Source organism: Ruegeria sp. G5, from assembly GCF_056533365.1.
On sequence record NZ_JBQFOK010000011.1, the window covers coordinates 25,584 to 52,345 of the forward strand.

Below are 26,762 nucleotides of genomic sequence, written 5' to 3' on the forward strand. Positions count from 1 at the left end.
TCGGATCTACTGGCTCTTGCTTTGCGCCAACCGGCTAGAGAGTGAGTGAAGTTGTAAAACACTTTCCCACTTAACTAGCTATGTCTCTGCACCGACGACAGTGATCCAATGCTGATTTACGTAATTTCCCAGTAAATGTGCCTCTTTGATGAAAAATACGTAGGTCCAGACCTTTGACCCGATTGACTTAACGACAGGTCATGCCGCCCCGTACTCGTCGTTGCGATCCGCAACTCATAACATCATGCAGCAGCGACTCTGATGGCAGGAGCGAGCTCAGAGTGCTTGATGCTGTGCTGGGCGCGAGTGTCTGTAATTCTAATCCTTATCGACTGGCTTCATGCCCGCGACACTGGTTGCGCAACCAAAAAAGTGCTTCTTGATTTCAACTGACAGGCCAGCCTCCATCAATGCGTTTGCCATTTGGGTGCTATCGCCGAAGTTTCGCGTGTAAGTTCCAATCATGCTGAAGTCATTAGCACCTCTCACGAAATATCGCTCAACCATCGGAAGTACTTTATCTAGGTAGACCCGGTAAATTGGACGGAGTACCCAGCCTTTCGGGTCAGACGCCTCTATCAACGCAAAGCTGCCTCCGGGCTTCAATATCCGAAAAATCTGCCTTGCGAGAATTGCCTGTTGGTCAGCGTTGAACGTTTTGAGCCCAAATGTAGATACTAATAGATCAGCGCAATTGGCATTGAGGTCGGTTTTTAAAGCATCCGCCTCAATGTGAGCTATCTTTTCAGCGTATGCACCATGTAGCCGAGCAACTGCCTCAAGATGCATTCGGTGGGAGATATCCAAAGCTGTAATCTTGTCTAAGCCGGGAAAGCGGCGCAGCAGATAAGGCCAGACTTCACCTGTTCCGGCCATCAAATCAACCACGATAGGGCTGGGATTTTGTGGAGCAGGTAAACGAGCGACACATTGACGTCGCCATATCGCGATAAAACCAAACGAACTAATTGCACTCCATCTTCGATAGCTGGATGAACAACGGTCAAAAAGGCTGGCTACAAACGCGGGATCGTAAATGTCTTCTGTGGGATCACTCATTGCTCGATCAAAGCTGGGTTATGCTGGGCTTCTACTTACGGGTTCTCAAGAAAAACTGAAAGCAGCCGCTGGCGTGGTTGCTGCAAACTGTCGCTTTTTCCGCGTCCTTTGGTCTGCGACCAGCCAATCATGCAGGCCGCAGAGAACGGCTTAGAACCCTTCGTCGCCCGGCTCACGGCTCATCTCACCCCCCTGACGCAGAGGCCTAAGGACCGCACTGGGACGGCCTATCATGGGCGCTGCATAGGTGTTTCGGTTAACGTGTCCCAGGCGTCTTGTTGCGTTCGTGCGGCCTGCAAGCTGTCCCAGACCTCTGCCACAAAGGGGTCAGCTGCAGCCATTTCGGAGACAAGCGCGTCCCACGCTTCCCGGAGGCTGTCTAGGGTTTCGGGGCTGTAAAGACGGACTTCCACGCCCTGTTCTGTCATTTGCGCGACGGCGGCAGCTTGTGAGTTTTCCATCCGCAGGACCGAACGCATCGCGTTGGTTCTGGCGGCCATGTCGATGATCGTGCGCTGGCTGTCTGTCAGCCCGTCCCAAACGTCGCGGTTGATGACTAACTCAACCATCGTCGAGGGTTGGTGCCAGCCCGGGAAATAGTAGTAAGAAGCCACGTCAGGAAAACCCAGCTCAAGATCCACCTGGGGAAAGCTGAACTCGGTTCCGTCGATGGCGCCACTTTCAAGCGATGGAAAGATCTCTCCGCCTGCGATCAGAACGGTGTCCGCGCCTAGACTTGCCAGCACTTCCGAGGCCAACCCCGACCAGCGCAGCTTGAGCCCGGCAAAATCGCCGCTCCCTTCGATGGGTGAGTTGAACCAGCCGCCCGATTCCATGCCGGTGAAGGTTAGTGGCATAGTCACGATGTCAAAGCCTGCATCATCATACATGCGCTGATTGAGCTCGAGACCGCCGCCTTCGTAGAACCATGCCATATAATCAAGCGCCTGCGGCCCGAATGGCATCGAAGTGAAAAACGATGCAACGGGCAAGGACCCATGAAGGTAGGCAGCAGCAGTATATCCGGCGTCGATCTGGCCGTCAGAGACCGCCTGTTGAATGTCGAACGGTGGGACAATGGTGCCAGGTTCAGCCAACTCGATCTGGATCGTCCCGCCGGAGGCTGTTTCGACCTCAGCTTCGAACTGCCGGATCGTGTCGATGACAGGTAGGTTGGTCGGAAAAGCTGATTGCAGGGTGATTGTGACGTCCTGCGCAAGGCTCGGCCCGCTTATGGCCACAAAGGGTAAGGCGGCTAGGGCCAGTCTGGTCATCTTTGTCATGTTGTCCTCCGGGACGGTTGCGGCAGTTTTTTTGGGGTGCGCGATTGTCGAAGTGCTGCGTGCTTTCGAAATGTGGATCAAAGCTGTCTTTATTATCCATGAAATTAAATGAATTCGTGCAAGATCAAACTGCAGCATTAGTTTGCAGACCTTTAGTTGACGTCCTACAAAATTTCGCGTGCTCTAGGAACGGCAGCTATACGGGTGCGACTGCAGCATCGAGACAAACAGATGGATGCCTGCTTTGGGTCGGCTATTTACATCGCCATTTCCCGGCATGAACCAAAACGGTTATTCCACTAAAGACCAGAATGATGGAGCCGATGCTTCTCCCGTGATTTTGCCAAAAGTGTTAAGTTGCAAGTGGGTAATGGCTCGCTTTGATTGAACGTGCGAACGCTGCACAAAGCCAAGTTGTCTTTTTGACTTCAATACCGCAGACCCGTGTGTGTTCTAACTCTAGTATTCATAAGTCACTCATCGTGACAAACCCGTTTGGCTTGTGACCCCAAATAACAGAAGCTCAGAACTCAATTCCAAGCGGCACGATCGCGGTACCAAGGGCGGTTTTGCAGATCCGGTCTGCGGGGGGCGCCAAAAACCGGCACTAGGACGCGTTCAAGCGCGCGCCAAAACCCAATGCTCTCCAGCACGGGGTTCACCCATGGTGTGATTACGCAATAGTGGGTCGTGTTCGGAGCTGTGTGATGCCGCCAGTGATGGCGTCCATCTTGAAGGATACCAAAGCGCTGAAGGTAAGAAACCACCGCCGGCAGTCGAACAGTCGGTGCGTGTGCGAAACGGTGAATTTGTTCTGAGAGACTGCCTATCAAAAGAAAAACGACCAATTGCCAAGAAAGAACACCGAAGAACCAAGAAATAGAAGCGATTAGGACCGCGATCGTGAACAGCAGGGCACTGTCGTGTAGCCAGTGGATTTTGAGAATGTCTGTCGGATCAACATGGTGTCGCGTATTCGGAAAAGCGAAATTCGGACCCCAGATCGGAGCGTCAACAGTGCCCAGCGTATCCATCGCCCAATGCCAGACTCCGCTGGCGAAATCCGCAAGCAACAACAAACCAACAACCTGCAGCGCGACAAAAACGATTTCATACATCGGACACCAGTCCTAGCTGATCCACCCGCTCTTGCAAGTGTGCCTTGAGTACTTTTAATCAAAATTAACTTAGTTGAACGTCGCTTGCCGTTGATGCTTGTAAATTGAGCGAATGTAGATGCTCCTAGCGAATCCTAGAACCTCTTAACAAACATCATCGTAAGTCGGGTTACGTTTGAATATGACAAACTCGACTGACTTTACCCGCAGAGTGGAACCGTAAGGATACAATGAAACGTCTATATGAAACCTGTGGAAAAGTCTTCATTTGGCTCGTTCTGGCTCTGGGTCTATACGCCGTCGGCGTCGTAACTTATTCCAAATATTCGGTCGCAAACCGAGTGCAGATGACAGGCTGGCCAGAGACTTCTGATTTCACCGACCCGGTCGATTGGAAAACGGATAGTCCAAATGTCGTTCGCATTCTGGCAATGGATGGCGGTGCTTTGTACGGGTTGTCACAGCTTGAGATATTGAAAGCCATAGAAGAAGAAACGGGAAAGCGCACTCATGAGCTTTTTGATTTTGTAACGGGTGCATCGACAGGTGCAATTATCGGGGCTCTTTTGTTCAAACCCGGGTTGGATGGCAGCCCGCCACCTACCGCCGCAGAAGCCATAGACATCTACGACGAGTATGCAAAGGATATTTTGGGTGTTCCCGCTTATCATGCCGTATTGACAGGTCGAGGCTTGTTTGGACCCGTAATACCAAATCATGGTCGTCTAGAGGTCTTTCGAGACGGGTTTGGAGACTCGCGGTTCAATGAATTGCTGCGTCCCGCACTGTTCCCTGTCTTTTCTCAGGAGGAAAACAGAATTCGATCGTTTCGAAATTGGGACAAAGTTGATAGCAACATCCACCTGCATGCTTTGATCGGTGCTGCGACAAGCGCTCCGATGTTCTTTCCTGCCATCACCTTGACCGGAGAGCATGCATCTGGTGCGTTCTTTGATGCCGGTTTAGTTCTAAACTCGCCGGGTGAGATTGCCTACTTGCAAGCGCGAACAAATCTACCGGATCACAAGAACTTTGTTGTTGTGTCGATTGGTACGAAACCGCAGCAAATCGTGTCTTCCAGAACGGCTGAAGCAGGCGGAGTGATTGACTGGTTAGCGCCAATCCTGGAAATTGTATTTAGCGGCGAGGACACAATAAGTCAGGACACACTGGAACAGCTGTCGAAAATTGACCCGTCTGTTACCACGCAATCCTTTTTCCTAGCACCAGATGATGTTGAGGGCGTTTCCGGTTTCGAGCATACGAAAACAGCGATCACGTCAATTCGTACAGCAAGCCAAGATTTCGTTAAGGAAAATAATAACTTAATTCGTGAAGTCGCCAGGGCACTATCAATCGATGTCGATTGATCCAGAGGCCATGATTGGCAACTGCTCAGCGACGCGCTCGCAAATGAACGGCACCAATGGGCCGCAAGCTCCTACATATCCATCAAAATCGGCCACAGATGCTGCATTGCTTCCGAGACCCGTTTCGAGCCAAAGGCGAATGATGATGCGATTTCTATGAATGGCTGTTTCGATGGTCGATTGACGTTTATCAATATTGCATTTGCGTAAAAATAGAAGCCGCTAAACGACAAGAACTGAAAGTCGGTCGATTATCCCAGCGATATAGAAAGGATGCTGGGTTTGGGTTCCTTCACCCGTTAAGTATGATCTCTATTTGAGTTCGTCTAAGAAGGCTTCTACTAAATTGGCAAGATTTCCTCCCGCCAAGTTCATAAAGATGTCGAACTGATTATCGCCTGATTCACCGCCTGCAAGATCAGACAAGGCTCGGAAAGCAAGGAAAGGAACACCGTTGGCATCGGCGACCTGAGCAATTGCACCTGTCTCCATATCCAAGACCCGTGCATCAAATGTGTTATGAGCCCATTCACGGAAGTCTGCATTGTCAACGAAAGCTGTTCCTGTCACGCCGCCTCCGCCGATATGAACTACTGGCTTGTGTTCTAATTCTCGACCGTTGGCATCTGTACTCGTAAGACTTACCGTCTCTGCTGCTCTTTTGGCTGCTTCCAAGAAGTCTTTATCGGCGGGAAACCAAAAGCGGCTCTCACCATGTCCGGCAAGCTCTTCAAACACGCCAATATTCAGCGTGTACATCATTCCAAAGTTCGGGAAGTCGGATGATAGAAAAGGAGGAAGTTCATATCCATTGTCAGTCTGTCTGGCATAGGCCATTTCCATATATTGACCCCACTGGGTCGGAACGGCGATATCCCCAATTGACAACATGGGATCGGCGCCTCCTGCTACACCAGAAACGACGATCCCGCCGATTTCAAAGTGATCAAGCGCCAACTGTGTTGTCATAGCGGCATTGACCATTGAAACCCCAGAAGAGAACACCAAGACGGGAATTCCGGAAAGCTCGCCTGACACAAATTCGCGTCCAATGATTTGGTGACTCTGCGGATTTTCCAAACGGCTTCGTAACACTTCAATTTCAGGCTCAAATGCGGAAATAAGCGCAATGCGCGAAACGTCGTTTTCGGTTGCAATTGCGGAAGAGTTTCCCGCTAGTACGGCTGAAGTCAAAGCTAGCAGTTTCCTTATCAATGACGGGTGTCGCATCGGGTCTCTTGCGACTTTTCTCCAAGTATTTAGGCATTCCGCGTACAATCTTCCAGAAAACCTATTTTTCTTAATACGATTAACAAGCGGCCACTGGCCCGAATGCACCGATTGCTCGTTTTGTCCGCCATACAGACTTCAAACCGCCGCCATGGTCTTGTCAGAAGAACTTGGGTTGAGCGGGGCAGGGGTGTTGCGTAGCTATTGCCTATGACTAAACCTGCCTCCTTCAAGTACTTCAAAACCAGCCCCGAGATTATCCGTTTGGCCGTGATGCTGTACATCCGTTTCCCGCTCTCGCTCCGGAATGTCGAAGATCTGTTGCACGAGCGAGGCATCGATGTGAGCCACGAAACTGTCCGATATTGGTGGAACAGGTTTGGCCCGATGTTTGCTGCTGAGATCAGACGAAAGCGTGTTCAGAAGCTGCGCGCGTTCTCTAAATGGAAGTGGCACGTTGACGAGGTTTTCGTGAAGGTGAATGGCAAGCGGCATTACCTTTGGCGGGCTGTCGATCATGAAGGCGAGGTGCTGGAAGCCGTTGTCACCAAACGCCGAAACAAAGCTGCAGCACTGAAATTCCTCAAGAAATTGATGAAGCGATACGGTAGAGCGGATAAAGTTGTAACGGATCGCTTCGCTTCATACAGGGCCGCGCTAAGAGAAATGGGCGTGCTCGAAAAACAACAGACGGGCAGGTGGCTCAATAACCGCGTCGAGAACTCGCACTTGCCTTTCCGACGAAGAGAACGCGCGATGCAGCGTTTCAGGCGCATGCGAAGTTTACAGAAATTCGTTTTCGTCCATTCCTCCGTCTACAACCACTTCAACCAGGAACGATCGCTCACCAGCCGGGACACTTTCAAGCTGACACGCACCGTCGCTCTTGCCGAGTGGCGTCAACTTTGTTCCGGATAGGTTCGCAGTTTCCGTGGCAAACTGAGACTGGTTAGAATTCGTCTGACAGCACCGCTCCGCCTATTCGTAAGGGCAGCGGAAATGTTGAACATCAGCGCTGCAGGGCGCGGATTGGGCATGGCCCCGGCTGTCTCAAGCGCAAAGCTTGCCAAGCTGGAACAAGGCCTGGGGTCTGAGCTGTTGCATCGCACGACACGCAAAGTGTCACTTTCCGTCGAAGGCGCCGATTTCCTGCCGTTCGCCCGCGAGATCATCGCACAGGAAGAGGCAGCACTTACGGCTTTGGGCAAGCAGACAGCGACCATAAAAGGTACTCTGCGCTTTGCGGCACCCAGCAGTTTTGCGCAACTTTACATCGCGCCGATCCTGCCGAAATTTCTGCAACGGCACCCCGACCTCACGCTCGACCTGCATTTGTCAGATGTGCAGTTCGATCTGATTGAAGGCAGTTATGATCTGGCCCTCAGAAACGCGCCACTTGTCGATACCAGCCTGAAGGGCCGTAAATTGGCCGATGATCGGCGCGTTCTCTGCGCTGCCCCGAGCTATCTCGACTCGCACGGCGCCCCCGAAGCGCCAGGCGATCTGGCAAACCACCGTCTGATCGCTTTCCAAGACCTCCAACCGCGGTCACTGACAGGACCGGGAGGCGAAAACGCTATTTTCGATCCCGCTTCAGCCAAAGGCCAATTGATTATCGATGACGGTCAAAGTCAGGTTCGCGCCACACTAGCCGGGGCAGGTATTTCCTTGAACGCCCTGTGGAGCGTGCATGACCATCTGAATTCTGGCCGTCTGATAAGAGTGCTGCCGGAAGTCGAAGCCGCAGAAGACAACGTCTTGTGGCTGATCTATCCCAAGTCCAACGTGCTGTCACCAAAAGTGCGGGTGTTCATGGACTTTCTGGTCGCAGAGATTGGCGCAAATCCCCCTTGGGAAACACAAGCACAACTAGGTCTTGGGGGAGTTTAGATATCCTAACGCCAAGGTCGAGGGCAGGCGCTAAGCAGTCACGCTTTGCGCAGTCGTGCAAGTCTAGTTTGTCCGCACAATGTGAACTCCGTGCGGCCTTCAGATTTGCCCACGGAGCGAACGCCAGGAAGGTGGGCTGTGAACACAGCATTCAAAAAACTTCGGCGAATGAACGGAATAGGCGGTTTTGGCCAAGAACCAAATGATTTGGTCCTCAAGAGTCATCTGGTTTGTGTTAGTATGCCGTCTGATCTGAGGTTTACCGTCGCTCCAATTGTCGATCTGTTCTCGATCAAGCATTTAGGTACTCCTTATCCACTCAATCACGTCCCTTAAATCGCTGACAGGCGTTGCAAAAAACCTGTCTCTATATCGCTTGGGTTCAGCAACCAATTGGGAAACAAGGGCTGCGTGATTCAAAACGAAACACGGTCGCCGCCTTTGAGATCCAGTATCTCGCGCGCTTCATCTGGCGTGGCGACGGTGCTTCCTAGATCTTCCACGATACGGCGGATTTTATGGACCTGTTGAGCGTTGCTCTCGGCCAGTTTCCCGCGGGATATGAACAGGCTGTCTTCCAACCCGACCCGTACGTTCCCACCCATCTGACTGGCCGTCGTCCCAAGCGCCATCTGGGCACCGCCAGCACCCAGAACAGACCAACGATAGTCGTCGCCGAACAACCGGTCAGCGGTGCGTTTCATGAAGATGAGGTTGTCGACCTCGGGCCCGATTCCACCCAGAATTCCAAAGATGAACTGAATGAAGATGGGCGCTTTGAACAATCCGATATCCATGCAGAATTTCAGATTATAAAGGTGCCCGACGTCATAACATTCGTGCTCGAACTTGATGTCATGAGGTGCCAGCGTTTCGGCCGCCTCGCGAATGTCGCGAAATGTGTTGCGAAAGATGTTCTGGTCCGACTGCGCGACATAGTCCTTTTCCCAATCGAACTTCCAGTCGTCGTCCTTGTAGCGGTTTGCCAACGGGTGGAACGAGAAGTTCATAGATCCCATGTTCATCGAACACATCTCGGGGCTGAAGGTTTTGGCCGGGGTGATGCGGTCCTGAATGGACAGGGTCAGTGACCCGCCTGTGGACAGGTTAACAACCGCATCTGTCACCTGCTTGATTCGGGGCAGGAACGGGGCGAAGTCATCAACATCGACCGACGGTGCCCCGGATTCCGGATTGCGTGCGTGCAGATGCAGGATGGACGCCCCGGCCTCGGCCGCCTCGATGGCCTGTCTGGCAATGTCATCATAGCTATAGGGTAGGGAATCTGACATAGTCGGAGTGTGGATCGCACCGGTAACAGCACAGGTGATAATGGTTTTGTTCTGTCGAGCCATGGGATCAGAATTCCTTTGATTGACCGGCCTGTTTGACGCGGTAGCCCAGCGGGAAGAGTTGCAGGTCGTAGCGGTTGCGGATAACGCCCCAGATGCCTTTGGGGGCTTTCAGCATCACGGTGATTGCCACCACGCCCAGAACGATCAGGTAGGTGGTGCCTAAATCGGCCAGCGTTTCGCGAAGCAGAAAGAAGACAAGGGTGCCGATGATCGGTCCTTCGATGGTACCGATGCCTCCGATGACCACTATGAAGATGACAAAGGCAGTCCAGTCGTTGACGCTGAATGCGGCGTCCGGCGAAATCCGCAATTTCTGCAGAAAGATCAGTGCGCCGATTATCGCGGTCAGGGCAGAGGTTACGACATAGACGACGAATTTCGTGCGCCAGATATCGATCCCCAAACTGCCAGCTGCTAATTCATTGTCGCGGATCGCCATCAGGGCCAGGCCTTGTCGGGACCGAAGGAACAGGTAAACCGCGCTGACGACCAGAATCGCGGCCCCAAGGGCCAGCCAATAGCTGACAGCTTCGCGCATCGCCCTGCCTGACGCCAGAGAGCGCACGATAGCGACCGGGAGTGAGGACCCCGAGCCACCACCCAGCGCCGAAACTTGGGCAAAGCCCAGCCGGAACACCTCGGCAATCACCCAGGTTCCGATTGCAAAATACGCACCGCGCAGCCGGAAAATCAAAACCGCAACCGGGATGGAGATCAGAGCACCCAGAAGCCCAGCCGCTGCAATGGCTGCAAGAGGATGCAAACCACCAAAGATGGTCAGGGCAAACAGCATATAGCCACCAAAGCCGACGAAAGCCTGTTGGCCGACCGAAACCAGACCGGCATAACCCGCCATCAGATTCCAAAGCGTCGCGAGTGAGAGATATAGAAAGATCTCTCCCATCAGGCGCATTTCGGCGCGCCCAGCCCACCAGGGGGCTGCGATCAGGATCAGCAGCACAATTGCGGCAAGGATCGCAGCGACGCGCGCGGCGCGCGATGTGCGGGATATAGAGTAATCCTGAAGGTTCATCCTGAAATCCTCGGGAAAAGGCCGTTGGGGCGGATGGCGAGAATGACGAGAAAGGCGATATGACCTGCCAGCACTTGCCAACCCGGGTCGATCTTGGCCCCGATGGTTTGCGCAACACCCAGAATGACGCCGCCAGCCAATGTGCCCCACAGATTGCCGAGGCCACCGATGATCACTGCCTCAAATCCGAAGATCAGGCGGCCTCCGCCTATCGAGGGATCAAAGCTTGTGCGGATACCCAGCAGGATACCGGCGATTGCGGTGACGCCCAAAGCCAGCGCCATAGCCAAGCCGAAAATGTGTCGGCGATTGAGCCCCATCAGCTGCGCGATATCCTGATTGTCTGACACCGCCCTAAAGGCACGGCCCAATGCGGTGTGATAAAAGGTCCATTGCAGGGCCCAAATAACCCCAACCGCGATTGCGAAAGTCAACAGCGGCAACACGCCCAGCGTTAGCCCGCCAACCGAAACGCTTGCGGTTTCTAGGGCACCGGCGTTGAGGTCCTGCGGGTCGGCGGTATACACCTCTAGCAGGGCGTTTTGGATGATGACGCTTAGACCGAAGGTCACGAGAAGGGGTGGCAGAATGTCGTCGCCCAACGTCTGGTTTAAAAGCCCGCGCTGCAGGGCATAGCCGACTAAGGCCATGGCGGGGACAACGACCACCAAAGCAAGCAAAGGATGCATCCCTGTGGCGGTCGTTACGGTAAGACCCAGATAGGCGGCCAGAACGATCAGGTCGCCATGGGCGATATTGACCAGCCGCATAACGCCGAAGATCAAAGATAGCCCTGCCGCAAACAAAGCATATAGCCCGCCCAGCAAGGTGCCCTGTAGAATTGCGTTCAGCCAGTCCATGTCATTCGATCCCGAAATAGGCGCGCGAGATATCTTCACGCGATACGGTGTCCGAGGCACTTTCCAGCGAAACGCGCCCCTCTTGCAGGCAGTAGACCCGACTAGAAACCGACAGGGCCTTTGTGATGTCCTGCTCGACGATGATCGCGCTCATACCCTCACCGATGATGCCGGGCAGCGCGTCGTAGATGTCCTTGATAATGATCGGGGCCAGTCCAAGGCTGATTTCGTCGAACAGGATCAAGTTGGGGTTGGCCATCAATGCGCGTCCGATGGCCACCATCTGCTGTTGCCCGCCGGACAAAGACGTTGAGGCCTGATCACGGCGTTCTTCAAGGATTGGGAACAGGGAGTAGACTGTCCGCAGATCCCATGGGCCGGGCCGACCAACTTGCGCCCCGATCATCAGGTTTTCCTTGACTGATAAGGACGGGAACAGCTGCCGCCCCTCGGGCACCATCGCCAAGCCAAGCGCTGCGACCTCATCGGCGCGCAATTGGCTGATATCCTGTCCGTGATAGCGGATTTGTCCGGGTTGGTTCGTCAATAGCCCGGTAATGGACCGCATCAGGGTCGTCTTACCTGCGCCGTTTGCACCGATGATCGCCAGAACTTCGCCTTGGGCGACGTCAAGATCGACCCCATAAAGGGCTTGGAAATCGCCATAATGCGCATTCAGCCCACTGGTTTGCAAAATGGGATCAGGCATCGGCTTCGATCCCCAAGTAGATTTCTTTGACTTCGGCACTGTCCATGATGGTTGCAGGATCGCCCTCGGCGATCTTCCGGCCGAAATCGACCACGATAAGCCGGTCCACCACGGCCAAAAGCGCATGGACCACGTGCTCGATCCAGATGATTGTGACGCCCGAGGTGTGAATGTCCTTGATTGTCTGGACAAGCGACTGGCATTCGCCTTCGGTCAAACCACCGGCGATCTCGTCCAGCAACAACAGCTTGGGTTTGGCGCACAACGCGCGGGTCAATTCCAGACGTTTGCGTTCCAACAGGGTGAGGCTGCCCGCCAAAACGTTGGCTTTGGGCATAAGCCCGGTCTGGTCTAGAACCTGCAGACACAGCGCCTCGGCCTTGTGCCCGTGCAGACCTGCCGATTGGGTTGCGGCGATCATCGCGTTTTCAAACACGGTCATGCCTGAAAAGGGTTGGGGCACCTGAAAGGACCGCGCAATACCTGCATGGCTGCGACGAGCTGCACTCCATTTCGTGACGTCTTGACCGTCGAATTGGATCTTGCCTGAATTTGGCTTCAGCGTACCGGTGATCAGGTTGAACATCGAGGTTTTGCCAGCCCCGTTGGGACCAATGACTCCCAACGCATCGCCTTTCTGAACCTCATAGCTCATATGATCGGACACGGTGACCGCGCCGAACGCTTTGCTCAGATCCTGAAGAGTTAGGAGAGTCGTCATCTTTTCCTCGAAGGTGGGGTGCGGTGCCCAAAAGGGCACCGAATTCGCAGTTAACCAAGCAACTGCATGTCCGCGGTTACAGGAACTTCGGGCGCTGTATCGTTCGCAACAATCTGCAGCTGATACGAGTCATTTGATTTCTGCCATTGCCCCCCGACCAATGGGGTTTTGGTGACGTTATTGATCGGGCCGTCTCCCCAGTTCACCGGTCCCACGATTGTATTTAGGTTGGTCGAGGTGATGGCAGAGATAATCGCATAGGGGTCTTCCAGATCTTCGGTGCGTTTTATGACATCCGCCGCGACCTCAAACAGCGCATGTTTAAAGCCCAATGGCTGGGTCCAAGGCCGCCCTGACGCGGCAGTATAGCCTTCGGCCAGCTCTTTTGAGGTGATCCCAGTAAGCGATGACGCAAACGGGTGGTGAGGTGACCACCAAACCTCGGTTGTCAGGTCATTGCCCCGGTCGCCCAGCGACTCGATCACCGATGGAAACAGCAGCGCTTTGCCGATGGTAACTACCTTGGGGTTAAAACCCTGTTGTGCCGATTGGCTCCAGAAGGTTGCGAAATCGGGGGGGATCATGTTACCGGTGACGATCTCGCAACCCGCGTCCTTAAAAGCTGCAATCTGGTTCGAGAAATCATCCGACAACGGCTGATAGCGGCCCGGGTCTGTCAGAGTGTACCCTGCGGCAGCCAGAGGTTTCGGCAAACCAAGCTCTGCGTCCCCCCAAGCGTTGCCGTCCGCGTCATTAGGGAACAACCCGCCCACGTTTTTGGCAACGCCAGTTTTATCCCACATGCCCAGGAAAGCGGCGATCACGTCCTCAAGGCCCCAGAAAAAGTGAAATGTGGACTCAAACCCTTCGCCCGGCACGCCGTTGCGGCCAAAGAAGTAGGGCTGCCAGGGACAATCGGTGGTGATGCAGGGCACCTCGTTTATCTCGGCCTGATCAGCGACCGGGTTCACGGTATCCGGGGTCGAAGCCGCAACGATGATATCCACTTCATCGCCCAAGATCAGGTCGGCGGCAACTTCGGCCGCCCTGTTCGGGTTGGATTGGCTGTCTTTCGAGATAATCTCGACATTCCAGGTTTTGCCGTTGTTATCCAACCCCGCGGAAAATGCGGCCTGTACAGCTTGCAGGACGTATTCGTCTGCCTCGGCGAAGCCCGCCAATGGTCCTGTGCGAGGGCTTACGCTGCCGATCTTCAGTGTAGGATTGGCGGCATAGGCCCGGGTGGCCTTCAAGATCGCGGGCGTAGCGAAAGCTGCTGTCGCTGTGGTCAGAAACCTGCGTCGAGTTGGTGCGATGCGTGTTTTTTTCATTGTATCCTCCCTTCGCCGGCCTCCCGCCAGCTTTTCATTCAGTCTACAAAGTCTTTTCGATCTGTCTCAGATGTGTTGCTACGCGTTGGCGCAGGGCGTCTGCCTCGCCTTCGGACCAGCGTCTGAAGCCTTCGCCAGACTTCATCCCGAGCTTGCCACCGGCTACCAGCGACTTGAGGTAAGGAGATGGCGCTTGCCGGGTCTCAAGATCGTGCAGGACGTTTTCGTGGATATCGAGCGTCAGGTCCGTACCGACCAGATCGGCGTTTTCCAGCGGCCCAAGCACGGCCAGACGGCGGCCAAAACTGGACTTGATGACGGTATCCACCGCTTCGGCATCGCAAATGCCATTTTCAACAAGGCTAACGGCTTCGCGCCAAAGCGCGTGTTGCAGACGGTTACCGATGAAACCCGGCACGTCCTTTTCAACAACCACAGGCGTTTTACCCGCAGATGCCAGCAGATCGAACATTGTCTGAGCTACGCCGGCGTCAGTCCATTCCGTTTTGACCACCTCGACCAAAGGGATCAGATGCGGTGGGTTCCACCAATGTGTGCCTAACGCACGATTCTTCAGCCGTAGCCCCGACATAATCTGGGTGATCGGCATAACCGAAGTGTTCGACGCCAGAATGCAGTTCTCTGGCGCGTTCTCTTCGATTTCGGCAAAGATGGCCTGCTTTAGTTCCAGCTTTTCCGGCGCTGCTTCGAATACCACATCTGCTTGCCGAACCGCGGCACTGGTGGTTTCAAAAATCTCGATCATCTTCAGCGCTTTGGCGATCGTCGTGTCGTCATCCCCCATTGCTGCCATACTGGATCGAATGCGATGAGCGACCGTTTGGCGTGCTTGTTCGAACGGGTCCGTGATTGCTACGTATTGCCCGGCCTTGGCCAGCGTCAGGGCAATCCCGTGTCCCATAAGCCCTGCACCGATAACGGCCATTTGCTGTTTCTTAGGAACCATCGTTCAACCCGCCGTATAGCCGCCGTCGGCGTGAAGGATATGTCCGGTGTAGAAATCGGACGCATGTGATGCCAGGAACAACAGGGGGCCAGACAAGTCTTCCGGCTCTCCCAGCCGTCCCTTGGGAACGCGCGTCAAAAATCCATCCCGCACGGCCTTGGCGTCATCGGTTTCCTCGAACATCCAAGCTGTTAGAGGTGAGCGGAATACCGTGGGTGCAATCGCATTTACGGTGATACCCGTCGGCCCAAGTTCACAACCCAAAGCCTTGGTTATCCCGTTGACTGCAGCCTTTGAAGCGCAATATGCCGTGTAGCCCGCCGGGTGGCCCAGAGTACCCCGGGCAGAGCTGACAAAGATGATCTTGCCATAGGCATTTGACTTCATATGCGCGGCAGCGGCCCGCGCCAACAGCCAGCTTTGGTTGACATTGGCATCCATCACCGCGTCAAAGGTTTCCGGCTCCATATCGTTGATCAGGGCCACCTTGTTCATACCGGAGGCCACGACTAGAATGTCCAACCGTCCAAAGGTATCTACGGCAACGTTGACCAACGCGTCACACGAAGCCTCATCCGAAGGACGTGCGTTCACGGTTTTCACGGCAGCTCCAAGCGCCTCGCATTCACGTGCAATCTCACTGAGTGCGTCGGGATTACCCGCCGCAAGCACCAAGTTGCAGCCAGCACCAGCCAACACGCGCGCGGCGACCATGCCGAATGCGCCCGAGGCACCGGTGATCAGTGCGACATTGCCTTTGACATCGAACATTTTGAGGGGATCAGACATCAGTTTGGTCCTTGAGTTTCTGGCGGGTAGGGGATGACCACAAGCATCTTGCAGGTATGGTTTGAGCGGTTTTCCAGTGTCCGCACTTCTCCCGGCGCAATCGTGCAACTGTCCAGCGCAGTCAGCGTCGTCTCAGCACCGCCACTGATCACGGTCATTGCGCCCTCAAGCACGACATAGACCTTCTCGAAAGGGGTCGAATCCGGGCCCGCGCCGCCACCGGGCAGAAACTGGCTGAACCCGACCCATTGGTTAGTTGGGCCGCCCGGTTCGAACCCCTGCAGTCGCAACCCGTAGCATCCGAAATGGTTCGGGGCCTCGTAGGGTTGGGCGTCTTGAAAGCGTTTGAGATGCATGTCTGCCTCTGCCATAAACAGTCAGTTTGCGGGCCACCCGAGACAGCGGCCGCAGGTTTCAGAAGTCCGCGCCATCTGCAATGCGGTAGGATTGGGACTTGTCGATCATCGCGACCAGACGGATGATACAGCCGTCACCGCGATCCCAGTTCCAGGGGAAGAAGGCGAAGGTGCAGCGTTTGCCGGTGACCGCATCCAAATCGCCCCCGACATTTTCAATCCCCAGAATGCCTTTCGAGAACAGCATGTTATGGACAGGCTCCCACTCGGGGAAATCTACCTCCCAAGGGGTGCCGCCGGACCATTCCAAATATTCTTTTTCCAGATGCGGCATAATGGGTCCGTTCCGTTGCGGCCCGATTGCGGTTGCCAATGGGTGATCATTGGCCTGCGTATCGTGGCCAACAACTTTGACGCCTTTTTCGATCATCCATGCGGCCGCTGAGGGCACCAGACCGGGGCAATAAGCGAAATAGTCGCCATCCTCATACTGCTTGTGCCAGCCGGTATTGATGATCAGGACGTCGCCCTTGCGGATGGCATGACCACATGCCTTTTCCAGATCATCACCCGTGATCTGCTCCCATTTTTTCTTTGGAACGGACACAACCAACCCGGTACCAAAGAAATGCGGCAGGGGCACTTCGTCGATGAAGGGGGTGCCCTGCACAACATGAGCCGGGGCATCAATGTGTGTGGTCACGTGCATGGTTGTCGTGATCGTCTGACTCAGGACACCGGACTTGGCCATATAGTGCTTACGGTCGATCTGAACGTCTTTGAAATACGGCCAGTTTGGGCACTGAAACCCATAGCGGTGGCTTAGGTTGTAGAACTCCAATCCCATGTTGTTGTCGGTGTTCGCTTCGAACTCGATCCCGCGGATTTCAACCATCAGGCACATCTCCTTGGTTCGCCGGCTGACCGGCGTTTTGGTGTTTCGTAATGTCTGGGTGGCTCCTCCCACCTGTCTCGCATAGTGATGCATATGCACCGCTATGTGGTCAAGATAAAATTCACAATACGGTTGACTTGTATCGCAATGCGGGACAACTATTGCTGAATATGATTTGAGTCGCGCCAAGCCGTTAGCCGGGGAATAGGTGGTCAAATGCTTGATAAAAATGACAAAGGTGGCATCCAGGTCATAGCAAGGGCGGCCGCGATACTGCGGGTGCTCAAAGAGACCGAAGGCGGGATGAGCTTGGGGAAGATCGCCGAACAGGTTGATCTGCCCCGCTCTACGGTACAGAGAATCACAAGCGCTTTGGCGCAGGAGAGGTTCGTTATCACAGACGCGAACGGCGGCGGCCTTCGGCTAGGGCCGGAACTCAGCGCGCTGGCTGGGTCGGTCCAATACAATATTGTCGAACATTGCCGCTTGCTGTTGAACGAACTGGCCCGAAAAACCGGTGAGACCACGGATCTGGCGGTTATGCGTGGCATCGGGATGGTATTTCTGGATCAGATACTGGGCACTCATCGTCTGACCACCGTATCGCGGGTGGGCGAGGTCTTTCCGCTGACCTCAACTGCCAACGGTAAAGCCTGTCTGGCGCAACTGCCCGAGGATGAAGCGAAACGGCTGATCTCAAACGAATGGGCCCGCAACGGGTTAGACCGGGATATGACACGGTTTCTGGCTGAGCTTGAAACGGTGCGGAATACCGGGCTTGCTTATGACCTTGATGAACATTCCGGCGGCGTTTCAGCTATTGGGTTCGCGTTTCGGGACTGGGGTGGAGAATTGCATGCAATCTCGGTCCCCTTGCCATCGTCCCGGTTCGAAGAACAGCGCGAAAAGATAGAAACGGCGTTGTTGGAAACTGCATCCAATATCGCCGAAACATTCGTCTGAAACCGTCAGGGCAGGGACCGTCCGGCGGACCGTACCATTGCCCCGATTTGAAGTAGCTGCTGCGTCAGTGGCGTTGTTTTGCGCCAGATCATCCCAACGGTCCGCGTCGGGCCCGGATCGGGAAATCGCGACACGGAAACATTTGCCAACCGTGTCTCGAACGGGACGGCCATTTCTGGGATAAGCGTCACACCAATGCCGACCCCAACCATCTGTACAATGGTGCTGAGCGATGGGCCCTCGAGAATGTCTTTGGGTTTTCGCCCGCCAAGGGTGCAGAAAGACAACGCCTGATCGCGGAAACAGTGACCTTCCTCAAGCAGCAGCAACCGCATGGCATGCATGGCATTCAAATCCGGCACGGGCTGGTTCGATTCCTCCAGCGGGCGGACAAGCACGAATTGTTCCTCAAATAGTGCGAATTCCTGCAATGTAGGTTCAGACACTGGCAACGCAACAATCGCCGCGTCCAGCTTGGATTCGAGCAGTCCAGAGATCAGGCTGGGGGTTACGGCTTCTTTGGGGTGAAGTTCCAGTGCTGGAAATCGCATGGATATCGCGCGCATCAGCCGGGGCAAAAGATACGGCGCTATGGTCGGAATGATGCCCAGTTTCAAAGTCCCTTCGAATGGTCCGTTTGTCGCACGCACGATATCGCCCAGATCATCAAAGGATTTCAGCACCTCGCGCGCGCGGTCCAGAAACGTCTCGCCCAAAGGTGTCAGAGACGTTTTGCGCGCGGCCCGTTCGATCAGCGGGGCGCCGACGATATTCTCCAGCTCTTTGATTTGAATGGACAGCGCGGGTTGCGACACGGCGCAATCCTCTGCTGCTCGCCCAAAATGCTGATGCCGGGCAAGAGACTCAAAGTATCTGAGATGGCGTATTGTAAGGTTTTTCATAAATTTTTTTAATCACCCTGTTTGAAACAACAAATTTCACTCTATCAGACGCTTAAGGTATTCAAGCTGCAGCCGAACATACCTGTTCCGCTAGGTGACATGTATGAAATCGTCGGCGAGACGTAAAGAAACTTATTGTTCTGAATTGGAGCCAGTCATGGACGGAACCCCTCGTCACTCTTCGGGCGGATGCCCTGTTGCACATGGTAGTAACACCGCTGCCGGCCAGTCAGTCACCGAATGGTGGCCGAATGCCCTGAACTTGGACATTCTTCATCAACACGGCGCACGCGTCGATCCGATGGACGAAGACTTCAACTATCGTGAGGCCTTGAATTCTCTGGACGTTGAAGGGCTGAAAGCGGATCTGCGCAAACTTATGACGGACAGTCAGGACTGGTGGCCTGCAGATTGGGGCAGCTATGTCGGCATGTTTGCCCGCGTTGCATGGCACGCGGCAGGGTCTTACCGGACAGCGGATGGTCGCGGCGGGGCCGGAACCGGCAACCAGCGTTTTGCGCCGCTCAACTCATGGCCAGATAACGTCAACACAGACAAGGGTCGCCGCCTTCTGTGGCCGATTAAGCAGAAATACGGAAATAGCGTAAGTTGGGCCGACCTCATCGTTTTGTCGGGCACAATTGCCTACGAAGTGGCTGGCCTAAAAACCTTTGGTTTTGCCTTTGGTCGCGAGGATATCTGGGCGCCTGAGACTGATATTTATTGGGGTGATGAGACCGAATGGCTTGCACCCAGTGATAGTCGATACGACGACGTTGGCGATAGCGCGACGCTGGAAAACCCACTGGCAGCGGTTCAAATGGGATTGATCTATGTGAATCCAGAAGGTGTGAACGGACAGCCGGATCCTTTGAAAACCGCAATGCACATGCGGGAAACGTTTGCTCGGATGGCAATGAATGACGCGGAGACCGTGGCACTCACCGCAGGGGGCCACACGATCGGCAAGTGTCACGGCAATGGCAGCCCTGAGAACCTAAGCCCCGATCCCGAAGCTGCGCCGCCTGAAATGCAGGGTATCGGCTGGATGAACACAAAAGGTCGCGGTATCGGACGCGATACTATGGTCAGTGGGATCGAAGGTGCATGGACGTCTAACCCGACAACCTGGGATATGGGGTATTTCGACATGCTTCTTGACCACGAATGGGCGCTGCAGAAAAGTCCGGCAGGCGCATGGCAGTGGCAGCCGGTCGAGATCAGCCCCGAGGATATGCCGGCTGATGTCGAGGATCCCTCGATCCGGGTTATGCCGATCATGACTGACGCTGATATGGCGCTGAAAATGGATCCGGGCTATCGCGAAATCATGGAAGGATTCCGTAAGGATCCAGCCGCTTTTGATGGTGCCTTCGCCCGAGCGTGGTTCAAACTTACCCATCGCGACATGGGGCCAAAGGCACGCTATGTCGGCCCTGATGTCCCGTCCGAAGACCTAATCTGGCAGGACCCGATTCCCAAGGGCAATGTCGACTATGACCTTGACTTGGTGAAGGCCGAGATCGCTGCAACTGGGTTGACGATAGCCGAAATGATCAGCACCGCTTGGGATAGTGCTCGAACGTTCCGCGGTTCTGACAAGCGAGGCGGGGCAAATGGTGCGCGCATTCGGCTTGCTCCGCAAAAAGACTGGGCCGGGAATGAGCCTGCACGATTGCAGAAAGTACTTAACTTACTTCAACCTATTGCAACAAAATCGGGGGCATCACTCGCGGATGTCATTGTTCTGGCCGGTAACGTGGGCCTGGAACAAGCAATCGCAGCGGTAGGATCTTCTGTTCCTGTCCCGTTCGCGCCCGGGCGAGGGGATGCCAGCGCCGAAATGACGGATGAGGCGTCCTTTGATGTGCTTGAACCTTTGGCGGATGGATTTCGCAACTGGCAAAAGGAAGACTATGCAGTCAGCGCCGAAGAAATGCTGCTAGACAAGGCTCAGCTTATGGGTTTGACCGCGCGTGAGATGACGGTTCTGGTTGGTGGTATGCGAGTTTTGGGTGCCAATCACGGGGATACGCAATTTGGTGTCTTCACTGCCCGTCCCGGTGCGTTGACGCAGGACTTTTTCACAACTTTGACGGACATGCGCTATAGCTGGCATCCGCGTAAAGACGGTACCTACGAGTTGCGCGATCGCACAACGTCTGAATTGAAGTGGACGGCGACCCGTACGGATTTGGTCTTTGGTTCGAACTCTGTGTTGCGATCTTATGCCGAGGTTTACGCGCAGGCTGACAATAGCGAGAAATTCGTTCGTGACTTTGTTGCGGCCTGGACCAAAGTTATGACAGCAGACCGGTTCGATTTGGTCTAAGCGTTCAATCAAAGCAGAGCCTCAAGCCGGGGCTCTGAAACTTCCCTATTTTAGTTGAGAGACGGGGAATGGGCGATTCATTTGATTTATGGCTCGCGAGAAGACTGCTGCGGGTCTCGCCGTCAGCAAAACCGAGTGGTTGCGCAGATCAAAAGCTTACACGTTGTTAACTCGCTTTGGGTTATTCAAAAAATCTTATTTGATTTTCTTTCTGGAGATACTGTTTTTGACAAGCCGCTGATTTAAATTACTTTTGAACGCCTTGATAGGTCTTTTTCGTCCTAAATTTTCGCGGGCGCAGCGAATGTCCGGTATTAGGAACCACGATGTGCCAATACAAGGCTTGACGAACGGCCGCTATGGGCCGTCCGAGAGGGTAAGGGTAGGGCGGAACATCACATATAGATGCCGCACTGCTTCCGAGGTCGGATATGAGCCCAACCTGTACCTTGGGCTTATTGCTGCAGGTCCTCGCAGCACCAAAAATGCAGCAATGCGGAAAATTTTGCGCCGCTGTACGGCGTGAAAACCGGTCGTTCAAGCGAACTGCAGCGGGATTCACTTCGCAAATTTGCAGGTCGCGGACCATCGGACCTTGAAATATTCGAAGTTGGATCTCCCATTCCTTCTTTGCGTGGAATGGAGTTATTGGGATTGTCTGAGTTGTTCATTCAAATCGGCAAAAGAAACTGCCCAGAACTCCTTCAAGAAACCGGAACACTCGCGTTCGGAAATTTCAGAACGCTTACCTTCCGCATCAGTGGCGATACCCATTGTGTACCGCAGCTCTGTCCCCGTAGGCGTTGCCGTTAGATGGTACGTCTCAGGAAAGCTAATGTCCGGTCGCGCAGGGTCTATGATACGTGTCGAAAAATAATCAAATGGCTCCCAATCTGTGACCCGATAGAAAAATTGAGCCAATTCGTGTGCGCAATGATAGGCGGACCCCCGACCAAGGCGACCCGCTGGGTTCTCAATCTTGATATCACTGACGCGATTCATCCACTTCAGTTTATGTTCAGGAGCCACGAGAGCCTCCCAAACAACCCCAATCGGAGCGTCAAAGTGATATCGTGTGGTCCAGACGCCATCCTGCTCTTCGAGGAATTCGCGTTGGCGACCAGCGCGCATATTTTTCCATGATTTTGCCAAGTCGTAGACTTTCATGGGGACCTCACCAAAATGTTCGAAATCCTGGGAAAAGGGCTCCATTATGTCACTGATATTCATCGCGTTTGCCGCCGCTTCGCTAAACAGCGCGTAGCTGTGTATGCCAGTATGATCAGCGACGTCGGTCTTGGCCATTCTATGGACCAAAATAACATCGGCGCCGGAAATGTCTTTTGTAGGACCCAGCTGCATTTCATCGAATTGGCCGTGATGGGCGATGATTTTCAGGTCTAGATTGACAATGTTGGCGCAAGCCCGGCAAGGACATGTGGTGTTGGCGATTATGTCCTGACGTCTTAGTGTAAAGGCATTGTAGAGATTTTCGCAGATTGTGAGAAACGTCTCTCCTGAGGGGAATTCCTGACGGGTCGAATAGGCCAAGACTGCGTCACCTTCTGTTTTCCAGAAGTGCAGAGGATCTCCAACCTGTTCAAGCAATACTCCTAGAAGAGATTGCAGGATGGGATTGGCATGATCCATCTCCGAAGAGGTCAGGAACTGAGTGTAGCCGGTAATATCGGCAATCAGCAGACAACCCGTGTATGTCGTTGTCATTGACTTTCTCCGATCAAGCGCTGCGCCGGGCGGTCCTCGACAATCCAGCCCATATGGCGGCTTCCAAGATTTTGCTATTCGCCTCTTACCTGACGCATTCGATATTCCCCAACGCGCCCAAAGTTTATAATTCAGGCAGCGTTGAGTGTTTCAAATGTGAGGCGGTAGGGTTTAAGCCCAGCCGAGCTGGCGCATGGCAACCCCGTCATTCCAGATTTTGGTCACGTGGCGAATTTTGCCGCCGTCGAATTCCATCGAGTATACATAATCCGTAGCAACTGTTTTGCCCGTCGGAGGTACCGGGCCGCCATCGCCGGTCTGTGTTGCGTGGAAAATCGAAACCGCGATGACCGTGCCGCGCTCTTCGTCAGTGGCAAAGCCCTTAAGCTCGTAGTGCCCATCCGGCATCGGCGTGAGGATGGCCTTCGTCCAGTTCGTGTAGCCTTCCAGAGTTGTCGTGTCCGCGAGAGCGTCGGATTGGCAATCGAACGATGCATCGTCGTGGCAATATTGTTTGCAGACCTCCCAACCTTTTCCGGTCTCGCAATCTTCAAAAAACGCGCGTGCTGCAGCTGCGATGGTCATGTTTCTAACTCCTTGATTTATACCCGGGAGCGTCCCGAATTTCTGATATGAAACAGGCTAGGAGCGTTCAAATTGCAGAACATCTGCCAGGTGGCATATGCCAAGTAAAAAAATCCCCCTACTCCCGAGAAATGTGCGAATTTAGGCTTGGGACAGGGGGTGGATTGTGGACAAACATACGAACTTGCCGCTTGAATTGTCGTCACTTGTCGGACGCGATGAGGATATCACAGAAGTTCGCCAACTCGTCGACACCGAGCGTTTGGTCACGCTCAACGGACCTGGCGGCACAGGAAAAACGCGGATTGCCAAAAAGCTGGCATTGATGCTCGTTGAAAGTTTCCCGGATGGTGTCTGGTTCATCGACCTGACTGGTGTATTCCGTGACGATGGTGTTGCCGGGGCCGTGTCCCGGGTCCTTGGTTTGCTGGAAGAAAATCAGGTCTCGCTTTTTGACACGATTGCCCGGCAGCTCAGCGAACAGCGGGTTTTGCTCGTTCTTGATAACTGCGAGCAGGTTCTTGCCGGATGCGCCAAACTTGCGCAAAGCATCCTTACGACAGCGCCCGATGTGCGCCTGCTCGCTACCAGCCGGGAACCTTTGCGCGTGTCAGGCGAATTTGTTCGTCAGGTGCCACCGCTGAAGATCGAAGCCGGGATCGCGTTGTTTGAAGAACGGGCACGGCAGGCAGGTTCTCGATTACCGGCAGATGTTACATCCGCAGAAATTATTAGGGAGATCGTAACACGGCTGGACGGAATTCCGCTTGCTCTCGAGCTGGCCGCCGCCCGGACATCGATGATGGAGCCAACGCAAATTCTGGCCGGCTTGGATCAGCGTTTCGAATTGCTGACGGGCGCGCCCAGAGATGCGTTAGCTCATCACAGGTCGCTTCGGGCTTCGGTCGCCTGGAGCTATGACTTGATGACTGACGCCGAACGGTCACTTGCCCGCAGACTGTGTGTGCTTCGGGGATTTACACTTGAAACAGCACAGGCGATTGCGGCAGGGGCTGAAATCGGCAGTGAGCCCATTCTTGATCTTGTCCAGCGACTTGTCGATATGTCGATTGTCCAAGTGGATCGGTCCGGTCCAGAGCTTCGATATCGATTTCTTGAAACGATGCGTGAATTCTTCCTCGAGCGGTCCAAAGAGTCGGACGAGACCCTGGGCGCGCGCAGAGCACATCTCGCTCATTTCATCGATTTCGCGGAATATCGGGCACAAAGGCTGATCCTAGGCGAAGGGCCTGAATTGATGGCACAGATTCAGGCGGAGTTCGACAATCTCGAAGACGCCGCAGTGTTTGCGGAAAGTCTTGATGATCCGGGCGGTTTGCTGCGCCTACTGACGGCATTGACCGGATACTACGAGATTTGGGGGCAGCACCTTCACGGCATGCGCTGGTTTGATATCGCTTTGGCAAAAGAGGAAGCCTCAGATGTTCTGACAGCGCGCGCGTTATGGGGGGCATCGCATGTGTGCGCCTATGGAGGGCGCATGGATCTGGCATTTCCCAGAGCCATGCAGGCCTTGGAGATGTCGCAAGTGATTGGCGACAAATGGACTGAGTCCCGTGCACTGGACATTATCGGATTTGCTCAATCTGTTTCAGATCCATCTGGGGCGGTCCAGTCGCTGAGCCGCAGCATTGAGCTTGCCAGAGAAATAAAAGATGACTGGGCAGAGACCCACGCAATCAAAATTCTGACAGCGGTACATATGTTTTCGCACGAGGTTGCCGAAGGTAGCACATCGATTGAAAATCTCATAACCGCCGCCCGACATCATCAAAGTCGTTATTTGGTTGCCTGGGCCAACGCATTGAAAGGGTATTTCGCACGGGATGGTGGTGATCTGGATGCCGCCGAGCAAGCGTTGGGCATTTCGATTGAAAATGCAACCTATGTGCGCGATCCAGCCACGGGCGGTTTTGCTAAAGCCTGGTCTTCAGCACTGAAGGCCGATCGCGGCCACGTCGATCAGGCCCGTCGCGAAATGACGCATGCGATGCAGACTGCGACGGTTACGGGTACTTTTCTGGCTGTACCTGAAACTATGTTTCAGCTCGGGCTGATTGAGATCGCCGCAGGCCGGCCGCAGGTTACGCTCGACATGATCGGGGGACATGTCGAAGCACTTAGGGCCGCTGGCATTCCTGTTTGGGCGGCACAGCTGGCGATTGCTTCGGCAGCTGCACATATTGATCTTGGTAATTACGGCGACGCACACCAACGACTGGTTGATGCGTCCGAAATGTCTGCCGCGTTAAAAAATACATTTCTAAACGGGCTTATCGCTTACTTCCGGGGGCGCCTCGCATTCGCGCGCGGCGATGTTGGCGAAGCGGAATCCCATTTACATGAAGCTCTGGAAATCCAGCGAGATGCCGGGTTGCTGCCTGGTTTGTTGCGCACGATGGAAAGTATTTCCGAGGTTCTGATTGACAAAGAGAAATACGAGGATGCCACGCGTATCCTGGCATTTGTAGACCGCTCGCGTGACGAAATAAGCCTCATTCGGGGAATGGTAGAAGATGACCATCACAGTGTTCGAATCGAAAAGCTGGATCAGGCGCTGGGTGTTGCTGTGGCAAAAATCAGATCACAAGGTTCCAATTCTGATTTGGAAGCAATCATTGGCCTGATTTCCAGAATGAGAGGCAAACGGACGCGTCATTTGACGGGTTGGGAAAGCCTGACGCCGACTGAGCGTCGCGTAGTGACGCTTGCTACTGAAGGACTGTCCAACCCCCAGATCGCGGAGCGAATGTTCATTGCGCGTGGGACCGTGAAGGTTCACCTCTCGCGCATCTATGAAAAGCTGGACGTGAAGTCGCGCACGCATCTTGCAGCGAAAGCGGTAGCCGAAGGTATTTCGTCGTAAACATTGTTTTCGAGATTGGGAACAGACAGGCTTCTCTATGTGCGCCAGCGTTTCGCTATCATAGTCGTTTGAGGCCCTTTTGCACTGCATCGAATGCCGACAATCGGGTGGTAATCAAGATCGACTGTTTTGTCCCAATTCTCTGTGGCTGATCCCGCTTGCGGCGAATAGGCGGTTTGGAGTTGGTCGATTTTTAATTCAGATGAATGACTGCAATCGGGAATTCCTCTGTTACGCAGCGAATGGCCCGCCGCACTCGCGAGAAAAATCTACGGCAGCAACAGCGGCGACACGGTACCTAACTTTCGCTACGCAGGCTGGATTCCTCTGTTGCCATCCGAAGCATCAAGGCTTGTATCGTGCGTACTCGAAGTCCATATACATAAGGCTTACGTTTTTCTT

Annotated in this window: 23 protein-coding genes; 6 read left to right on the forward strand and 17 right to left on the reverse strand. The window is 54.1% G+C overall.

Features of this window, described 5'->3' with window-relative positions; translation table 11 throughout:
* Positions 1-318: 318 nt before the first annotated feature.
* The 3 genes from ACR0BD_RS17225 to ACR0BD_RS17235 all read right to left on the reverse strand — a co-directional run bounded on the left by ACR0BD_RS17225 (position 319) and on the right by ACR0BD_RS17235 (position 3,460).
* Positions 319-1,059: a class I SAM-dependent methyltransferase gene (locus ACR0BD_RS17225; RefSeq protein ID WP_480832251.1), complete on the reverse strand. Its 741-nt coding sequence runs from the start codon at positions 1,057-1,059 to the stop codon at positions 319-321.
* A gap of 230 nt (positions 1,060-1,289) precedes the next feature.
* On the reverse strand, positions 1,290-2,342 hold the full coding sequence (locus ACR0BD_RS17230; RefSeq protein WP_480832253.1) for a TRAP transporter substrate-binding protein: 1,053 nt from the start codon (positions 2,340-2,342) through the stop codon (positions 1,290-1,292).
* Between the two features lie 530 nt (positions 2,343-2,872).
* Positions 2,873-3,460 (reverse strand): fatty acid desaturase CarF family protein, encoded by a 588-nt coding sequence (locus ACR0BD_RS17235; protein WP_480695896.1) that lies wholly within the window; start codon positions 3,458-3,460, stop codon positions 2,873-2,875.
* A 347-nt stretch (positions 3,461-3,807) separates the two neighbouring features.
* Here ACR0BD_RS17235 and ACR0BD_RS17240 point away from each other — a divergent pair, with 347 nt between their 5' ends.
* Entirely contained in the window at positions 3,808-4,830 is a 1,023-nt protein-coding gene (locus ACR0BD_RS17240) for a patatin-like phospholipase family protein (protein WP_480832255.1), read from the forward strand.
* Between the two features lie 312 nt (positions 4,831-5,142).
* Here ACR0BD_RS17240 and ACR0BD_RS17245 read toward each other — a convergent pair whose 3' ends face one another.
* Complete coding sequence (locus ACR0BD_RS17245; protein WP_480832257.1) at positions 5,143-6,024, reverse strand: 5'-methylthioadenosine/S-adenosylhomocysteine nucleosidase; 882 nt, start codon at positions 6,022-6,024, stop codon at positions 5,143-5,145.
* Between the two features lie 246 nt (positions 6,025-6,270).
* Here ACR0BD_RS17245 and ACR0BD_RS17250 point away from each other — a divergent pair, with 246 nt between their 5' ends.
* Together ACR0BD_RS17250 and ACR0BD_RS17255 are read left to right on the forward strand one after the other, a co-directional pair.
* Positions 6,271-6,978: an IS6 family transposase gene (locus tag ACR0BD_RS17250; protein WP_480832259.1), complete on the forward strand. Its 708-nt coding sequence runs from the start codon at positions 6,271-6,273 to the stop codon at positions 6,976-6,978.
* Between the two features lie 42 nt (positions 6,979-7,020).
* Entirely contained in the window at positions 7,021-7,950 is a 930-nt protein-coding gene (locus ACR0BD_RS17255) for a LysR family transcriptional regulator (protein ID WP_480832391.1), read from the forward strand.
* 416 nt (positions 7,951-8,366) lie between these two features.
* Here ACR0BD_RS17255 and kce read toward each other — a convergent pair whose 3' ends face one another.
* Genes kce through ACR0BD_RS17305 form a run of 10 tightly spaced genes read right to left on the reverse strand, consistent with a single transcriptional unit; the run spans position 8,367 to position 16,966 of the window.
* The gene (gene kce / locus ACR0BD_RS17260) at positions 8,367-9,305 is read right to left on the reverse strand and encodes a 3,5-dioxohexanoate:acetyl-CoA acetone transferase (protein WP_480832260.1); all 939 of its coding nucleotides are present in this window, start codon (positions 9,303-9,305) and stop codon (positions 8,367-8,369) included.
* A gap of 4 nt (positions 9,306-9,309) precedes the next feature.
* Positions 9,310-10,338, reverse strand: a complete 1,029-nt coding sequence (locus tag ACR0BD_RS17265) for a branched-chain amino acid ABC transporter permease (protein WP_480832262.1) — start codon at positions 10,336-10,338, stop codon at positions 9,310-9,312.
* A complete protein-coding gene (locus ACR0BD_RS17270; RefSeq protein WP_480832264.1) occupies positions 10,335-11,198 on the reverse strand; it encodes a branched-chain amino acid ABC transporter permease in 864 nt (287 codons plus the stop codon). The genes ACR0BD_RS17265 and ACR0BD_RS17270 overlap by 4 nt, the downstream gene beginning before the upstream one ends.
* 1 nt (position 11,199) lies before the next feature.
* Positions 11,200-11,907 (reverse strand): ABC transporter ATP-binding protein, encoded by a 708-nt coding sequence (locus ACR0BD_RS17275; RefSeq protein WP_480700294.1) that lies wholly within the window; start codon positions 11,905-11,907, stop codon positions 11,200-11,202.
* Positions 11,900-12,628, reverse strand: a complete 729-nt coding sequence (locus ACR0BD_RS17280) for an ABC transporter ATP-binding protein (RefSeq protein ID WP_480700295.1) — start codon at positions 12,626-12,628, stop codon at positions 11,900-11,902. Before ACR0BD_RS17280 ends, ACR0BD_RS17275 begins: the two co-directional genes overlap by 8 nt.
* Positions 12,629-12,678: 50 nt before the next feature.
* Positions 12,679-13,959 (reverse strand): ABC transporter substrate-binding protein, encoded by a 1,281-nt coding sequence (locus tag ACR0BD_RS17285; RefSeq protein ID WP_480832267.1) that lies wholly within the window; start codon positions 13,957-13,959, stop codon positions 12,679-12,681.
* 43 nt (positions 13,960-14,002) lie between these two features.
* Positions 14,003-14,926 (reverse strand): 3-hydroxyacyl-CoA dehydrogenase family protein, encoded by a 924-nt coding sequence (locus ACR0BD_RS17290; RefSeq protein WP_480832269.1) that lies wholly within the window; start codon positions 14,924-14,926, stop codon positions 14,003-14,005.
* Positions 14,927-14,929: 3 nt separating this feature from the next.
* A complete protein-coding gene (locus tag ACR0BD_RS17295) occupies positions 14,930-15,715 on the reverse strand; it encodes an SDR family NAD(P)-dependent oxidoreductase (RefSeq protein WP_480700298.1) in 786 nt (261 codons plus the stop codon).
* Entirely contained in the window at positions 15,715-16,086 is a 372-nt protein-coding gene (locus tag ACR0BD_RS17300; RefSeq protein WP_480832270.1) for a cupin domain-containing protein, read from the reverse strand. The genes ACR0BD_RS17295 and ACR0BD_RS17300 overlap by 1 nt, the downstream gene beginning before the upstream one ends.
* 43 nt (positions 16,087-16,129) lie before the next feature.
* Positions 16,130-16,966, reverse strand: a complete 837-nt coding sequence (locus ACR0BD_RS17305) for a cyclase family protein (protein ID WP_480832272.1) — start codon at positions 16,964-16,966, stop codon at positions 16,130-16,132.
* Positions 16,967-17,182: 216 nt separating this feature from the next.
* Between ACR0BD_RS17305 and ACR0BD_RS17310 the strand changes: the two genes are divergently transcribed.
* On the forward strand, positions 17,183-17,929 hold the full coding sequence (locus ACR0BD_RS17310) for an IclR family transcriptional regulator (RefSeq protein WP_480832273.1): 747 nt from the start codon (positions 17,183-17,185) through the stop codon (positions 17,927-17,929).
* Positions 17,930-17,934: 5 nt separating this feature from the next.
* Here the strand turns inward: ACR0BD_RS17310 and ACR0BD_RS17315 are convergent, their stop codons facing one another.
* Positions 17,935-18,831: a hydrogen peroxide-inducible genes activator gene (locus ACR0BD_RS17315; protein WP_480832275.1), complete on the reverse strand. Its 897-nt coding sequence runs from the start codon at positions 18,829-18,831 to the stop codon at positions 17,935-17,937.
* 157 nt (positions 18,832-18,988) lie between these two features.
* Between ACR0BD_RS17315 and katG the strand changes: the two genes are divergently transcribed.
* The gene (gene katG / locus ACR0BD_RS17320) at positions 18,989-21,163 is read left to right on the forward strand and encodes a catalase/peroxidase HPI (RefSeq protein ID WP_480832276.1); all 2,175 of its coding nucleotides are present in this window, start codon (positions 18,989-18,991) and stop codon (positions 21,161-21,163) included.
* 645 nt (positions 21,164-21,808) lie between these two features.
* Here katG and ACR0BD_RS17325 read toward each other — a convergent pair.
* Both ACR0BD_RS17325 and ACR0BD_RS17330 read right to left on the reverse strand, forming a co-directional pair.
* The gene (locus ACR0BD_RS17325; RefSeq protein ID WP_480832278.1) at positions 21,809-22,888 is read right to left on the reverse strand and encodes a DUF2652 domain-containing protein; all 1,080 of its coding nucleotides are present in this window, start codon (positions 22,886-22,888) and stop codon (positions 21,809-21,811) included.
* A 171-nt stretch (positions 22,889-23,059) separates the two neighbouring features.
* Positions 23,060-23,473: an ester cyclase gene (locus ACR0BD_RS17330; protein WP_480832280.1), complete on the reverse strand. Its 414-nt coding sequence runs from the start codon at positions 23,471-23,473 to the stop codon at positions 23,060-23,062.
* 166 nt (positions 23,474-23,639) lie between these two features.
* Here ACR0BD_RS17330 and ACR0BD_RS17335 point away from each other — a divergent pair, with 166 nt between their 5' ends.
* Positions 23,640-26,360 carry a LuxR C-terminal-related transcriptional regulator gene (locus tag ACR0BD_RS17335; RefSeq protein WP_480832282.1) on the forward strand — a complete coding sequence of 907 codons (2,721 nt, stop codon included), beginning with the start codon at positions 23,640-23,642 and terminating at the stop codon, positions 26,358-26,360.
* Positions 26,361-26,762 lie beyond the last annotated feature (402 nt).